This window comes from Nostoc sp., assembly GCF_041747015.1.
Classification (GTDB): Bacteria; Cyanobacteriota; Cyanobacteriia; order Cyanobacteriales; family Nostocaceae; genus Nostoc.
This window is the reverse complement of record NZ_JBGTFY010000174.1, coordinates 1-2,405: the sequence shown is the minus strand read 5'-3', so window position 1 is coordinate 2,405 and position 2,405 is coordinate 1. Positions and strand designations below refer to the sequence as shown.

General features: G+C 44.5%; 3 protein-coding genes. 2 read left to right on the top strand and 1 reads right to left on the bottom strand.

From position 1 onward, the window contains the following. Positions 1-271 (top strand): HEAT repeat domain-containing protein (locus ACEW80_RS13960; protein ID WP_373527156.1); only part of this gene is annotated, 271 nt, incomplete at its 5' end. Positions 272-392: 121 nt separating this feature from the next. On the opposite strand, the gene ACEW80_RS13955 is transcribed toward ACEW80_RS13960, so the two are convergent. Continuing rightward, positions 393-1,453 (bottom strand): ISKra4 family transposase gene (locus ACEW80_RS13955; protein ID WP_373527157.1). Its coding sequence is split into 2 segments (ribosomal slippage): positions 393-1,297 and positions 1,297-1,453, totalling 1,062 coding nucleotides; the frame shifts between segments, so codons are not numbered across the junction. 113 nt (positions 1,454-1,566) lie between these two features. On the opposite strand from ACEW80_RS13955, the gene ACEW80_RS13950 reads away from it, so the two are divergent. Next, on the top strand, positions 1,567-1,854 hold the full coding sequence (locus tag ACEW80_RS13950; RefSeq protein ID WP_373527155.1) for a sulfotransferase domain-containing protein: 288 nt from the start codon (positions 1,567-1,569) through the stop codon (positions 1,852-1,854). The last annotated feature ends 551 nt before the right edge of the window (positions 1,855-2,405 follow it).

Sequence of the window (2,405 nt, the reverse complement as noted above, 5' to 3'; positions counted from 1 at the left end):
GTGTATCCCAGCACTGGCAGAGTTATTGTCCAGTAAAGATGTGGAAGTCAGACGTACCGCTGCGTTAGCCCTGCGCGGAGTTGCCGATGCTACAGCGATTCCGCTGTACAAACAGGCGCTTTATGATGCTGATATCAGAGTTCGCTATCATGCGGTTACCAGTCTGGCCGATGTTACCAAATCATTCGATTATTACCCATCGACCGATGTCTTCCGGGCCAACGAGCAACGCTACCTAGATTATTGGCGGAATTGGCAATACCAAAAGTAGCACTGTCCTATGACGTTGGCTCACGGGTACAAGTGTGCTGCCGATGTGACGGGCATCTTTTTTCCGCGGCAAAACGATCACGGCAGCTATACTCCTGGGGTGCATCCCAGTCTTGCAAGTCTCAATTTGAGAACTGTCCGTTGAGATAGGCACAACGGTGGAGCAGCACTTGAGGAACATTGTCTGATTTCCACTGTGCGCCAGTCAGTTTAATGCGAGCCCCGATTTGTTTGACTGTTGATTCAATGGTGCCGGAACCAATAGAAATGCCTTCTGCTTGAAAGTAGCTGTAATTGACGATGCGATGACGATGCTTGTTGAGGTAAGCAAGGAAGTTACCGACTCGTTCATGTTGCCAGCCCTTGAATTGCTCGATTGCAGCATCGACCTCGCCTTTCCAGAGCGACGCTTCCACTGTTAATAACCGTTGCTGGGAACCTCCAACTTTATGAAGATTTTCGACCAGATGAAACCAGTCCAAGATTTCTTGGCGTTGGCTTGGTGTGGCAATGGCTTCAAACAGATTCCAGATACCGTCATGACCATCACCTAAACAGACCACTGGAGTATTAAGGGGTTGGTCATTTACCCACTTCACCAGTGTTGGGTTCTGTTGCAGAAAGGCTTCACTGCAATGTCCATGTAGATTCACCGCTTTATAGTCCTGCCATCCGCAACTCTCCCCTTTGGGTGTGCGGAGGCGAACCTTGCCACCGTCAATACTCAGTTCCTCTACCATTTCCTTGACAACGGGCAATTCAAACGTTTGCCGATGCACTATGCGGTGTTGCGTCCCTCTCGATACTTCAATCCCAGTCAAAATCGGAATATCCTGGGCTGAACGCTCGTAGGAGGCATTCGCACTCACCAGCAAGCAGCATTTCTCCAAATAAGGACTTAATTGAGTCCGTGCTTTGACTTTAAGGGCTTTTGCTTGGTTTTCGGTGAGGCTGATTTCGCCAAGGATGCTTTTGAGTTGCCGACTTCGTCCACTGTTTGTGCCGCTTGCGGTTGCGATAAAAAATGACCGATTTCTGGGCTGACATGCTCCAGAATCTGCCCCCGGACTGCTGCTTCGATACCCTCTAGCGTGGTCAATTGCTCAGGAGCCGTTTCGTTGTACAACAAGGCTGCTATGGCGCGAGCATGAGCTTGAACCTGTTCGAGTTTGTCAGTATCCATATCCATGCTTGGCTCTCCTGGGGCTATCAATTAGTTACCCTAAGCATAATCGAACCATTCTCAATTGAGTCTCTAAATATTTCTACTCATTACATACCTGGGATGCACCCTATTTGGCTAGAGGAATTTATGTAGATCAACTGAAAGTTTGGTCAAGTCTTTTCCCCAAAGAACAAATTTTAATAATTAAATCTGAAGATATATACACAAATCCATCACCAACTTTTAAACGAGTTTTAAACTTTTTAGATTTACCAGAATGGGAACCTAAAAATTATAAAAACTTCAATGCTGCAAGTTATTCAAAAATCGAGCATAGGACTAGGAAAAAATTAATTGATTATTTTGAGCCGCACAATCAAAGGCTTTACGAGTACTTAGATACAAATTTCGGTTGGTGAAGTACTATTTAAGACATTTTGTTGTCAGTAGAAGGCAGTGCATAGGTTTTCTCCTGGCGATCGCCTATATAGCAGTCCTAGTTTAAATCATCTAAACTCTATTAACCGATCTTTCATAATTCAATTAGGATTGCTATAGTAGATGTTTTCAGATCAGTTCGTAGACATATATAGCGCTCCTGTTTAAGTTATGAAATATGGATAGCCCCCAACCCCCAATTCTGGGGGCTAAGAGTCTTGTCCCCCCAAACTTGGGGGTTAGGGGGCGAAACCCTCTCGCTGTTCACGAGTGATTTAGGATTGCTATAATCGGTAACTTGTTATACGCAAGATCCCCCTAACCCCCTTAAAAAGGGAGGAAAATATGGATTAGTACCCTTTTTAAGGAAAATATAAGTAATTTGATACTAATAGAGAGATTCTTGAAACCTTCTCTTAGAACGGCGTAAAATCATTAACACGCTGAATACCTGTAACTAATGTTACAAAGTAAAATTGATTCCGATGGCAAAAAGAACGCGCAAGCAAACACTCCAAGCAATAGAAAGTCT